Annotated in this window: 1 protein-coding gene; it reads right to left on the bottom strand. The window is 74.2% G+C overall.

Annotation, left to right across the window (positions count from 1 at the left end; translation table 11 throughout):
- Positions 1–190 precede the first annotated feature (190 nt).
- On the bottom strand, positions 191–2209 hold the full coding sequence (locus ACZ60W_RS37220) for a glycosyltransferase (RefSeq protein WP_469759834.1): 2019 nt from the start codon (positions 2207–2209) through the stop codon (positions 191–193).
- Positions 2210–2478 lie beyond the last annotated feature (269 nt).

Genomic DNA, 2478 nt, shown 5'->3' with positions numbered 1-2478 from the left:
GGGCACACTCGGCCCCTCCCACGACCTCTGCCCGATCGGCTGCTGCCCGGCCCGCGCCGAACGCCCGGCCGCCGCCGGCGCCGACAGCCCGTACGACGTCCCGGTCTGACGGAGGTGTCTCTTGCCGGAGCCGTCCGGGGACCTGGACCGGCGTCCCCGGACGGCTGTGCGGCGCGCCCGCGTCATCCCCTCAGGACGTGGCCAGTTCGTGATAGCAGCGGGCGAGCGCACGGGCCATCGCCGTCGACGAGTAGGTGGAGCGTACGAGGGCCTTGCCGCGGTGGGCTATGTGGGCGGCGGCTTCGTCGTCCACGGCCAGCAGGCGCCGCAGACCGTGTCCGAGGGTCCGGGTGGTGGACGTGTCGAGCAGCAGGCCGTTGAGCTCGTCCACGACGTAGTGCGGGACCCCGCCCTTCACGGGCCCGGCGACGAGCATTCCCGCCTCCATGGCCTCCAGGACGGCGAGGCCGAACTCCTCCTTCTCGCTGGGGCAGACGTAGCGGGCGCGCAGGCCGTGTGCCGGATCGGCGAGGGTGCGTTCCAGCAGCCGCACGTCCGCGTTGGAGAGCGCGGAGAGCACGACCAGGCGCTCGCGGGCTTCCGGGTGCGCGGACACGGCTGCGTCGATGCGGTCGCGCATCATGCGCTCGACGGGGGTCCGGGCCGTCGCGCTTCCGCCCACCAGGACGAGGACGGATGCGCGGTGGCAGCCGGAGTCGAGCCATGCCCGGACCAGGAGGTCCTGCTGCTTCACCGGGTGCAGCCGTCCCACGCAGAGGAGGACGGTGGGCGTCGGGCCCTCGACGGCGCTCATCGCACCGGCGAGGGTGTCGAGGAGCCGCCTGCGACGTTCCTCCTCGTCGGGACCCGGCCGGTACGCGGCGATGCCCTCCGGCGGCGCGGTCACCGGGGCGGCGCGCCTCGAGGCCGCCAGCTGGGGGAAGTGCCGGACGAGCTCGGCCGCCCCCTTGCCGGAACCTGCGATGCCGACGACCCGGCGGGCGCGCCGGACGAGGCAGTCGGCGAGGTAGACGCGGTGCAGGTCGTGGCGGACCGATCCGGGCGCCGATGCCGGGGGGTCGTGCCGTCTGCTCAGGTGCCGGTGGGGATCGGGGGTGGCGGTGAAGACGAGTGCGGCGCCCGTCCGTCGTGCGGCCTCGGCGAGAGCGAGCGACGCGTCATCGGCGTAGCGCACGTGGACGACGTCGACGGTGCGGTGCAGGGACGACAGCAGCCGTCCGGCCCACCACGCCAGGGCTTCGCGGTGCCGGCCGATGTCTTCGGGAAGGACGGGGTGGTCGCTGTCGACGGGGAGCCGGAGGATCCAGTGGCGGTCGCCGTGACGGCGGAGCAGCGTGGGTTCGGCCCTGAGCTCCGGCCGGCAGGCCGTGACGACGGTCAGGGCGCCCGCGATGCCCTCCGCTCGGGCAAGAGAGTCCCCGAGGGAGCCGAGGAGGACGCTCAGCCCTCCGCTGAGACCCTCTCCGGGCCGGTCGAGGCGCCCCATCAACATCGTCTGGGCGACGAGCAACCCTCGGGGAAGCGTGGGGAGCGCCTCGTCGCCGAGCGGTGATCCCGCACCGGACGCTCGGAGGAGCATCTGCTCGTAGACGTCGCTGCCGTCGGGAGACCCGCCGGCGGGCAGCGGGAGTCCGTGGGCGGCGAGCAGGCGCCACGCGGCATGGCGTACGCGGCGATCGCGGTCGCGTGCCAGGAGGAGGAGCTCGGGCGGCGACAGGGGTTCCAGTCGTTCGGCGGCCGCCAGGTCGCACAGGAAGGCGCGCGTGTCGCCGTCCGTGGCGGTGCGCAGAGCGCGCCTGACGGCCGTGGTGGCCGCAGGGCTCCCGTGGTGACGGACCGTGTCGTGCCAGGTGTCGAAGACGGCGGCGCGGGCGTGGTCACCGTGGGCCAGCATGCGCATGCAGACACCGGGGGTCGGGGTCTCCCCCGCCCGGACCAGGCGCCGGTGCCCGGCGAGAGCGATGTCGGCGGGCGAGAGCTGCGGATGGCGGGCGAGTCCGGAACCGTACTCGGCTCGGACCAGTTCCGCCAGCAGCGACCCCTTCCATGGTGGGTAGGGCTCGGCGGGTCCGTGTATCTCGCTCCACCAGGATCTTCTGGCGCTCACGAAGGGGTCGATCGGCTCGGGGGCACGCGTGAGGAGCGGGGAGGAACGCTGTGGGGTCACCGGGGGCAGGACGCGGTCCATGGGGGGACTCCTTGACGAGGACGGCCGACCTTGGGATTTCGCCGTGCGGCCGGTGCGCGGATGCATCGGCCGACAGTCCTTCACCGAAGCAGTGGAGTTCTCCGTGGCCCGGCGCAACAGGCAGTCCCGGGCAGAGGGGAGGGGGGGGGGGGGGGGGGGGGGGGGGGGGGGGGGGGGGGGCAAAGCCCCCCCCCCCCGGGGGCCGCGCGGGGGAGAAAAACACTACTCCCCCCTCCCCCCCACCCCACCCCCCACCCAGAAAAAAAAAC

The sequence above is a fragment of the Streptomyces sp. NPDC104202 genome (assembly GCF_055584185.1).
Note: the sequence above shows the minus strand (reverse complement) of the source record. Positions and strands in the feature narration are given on the sequence as shown.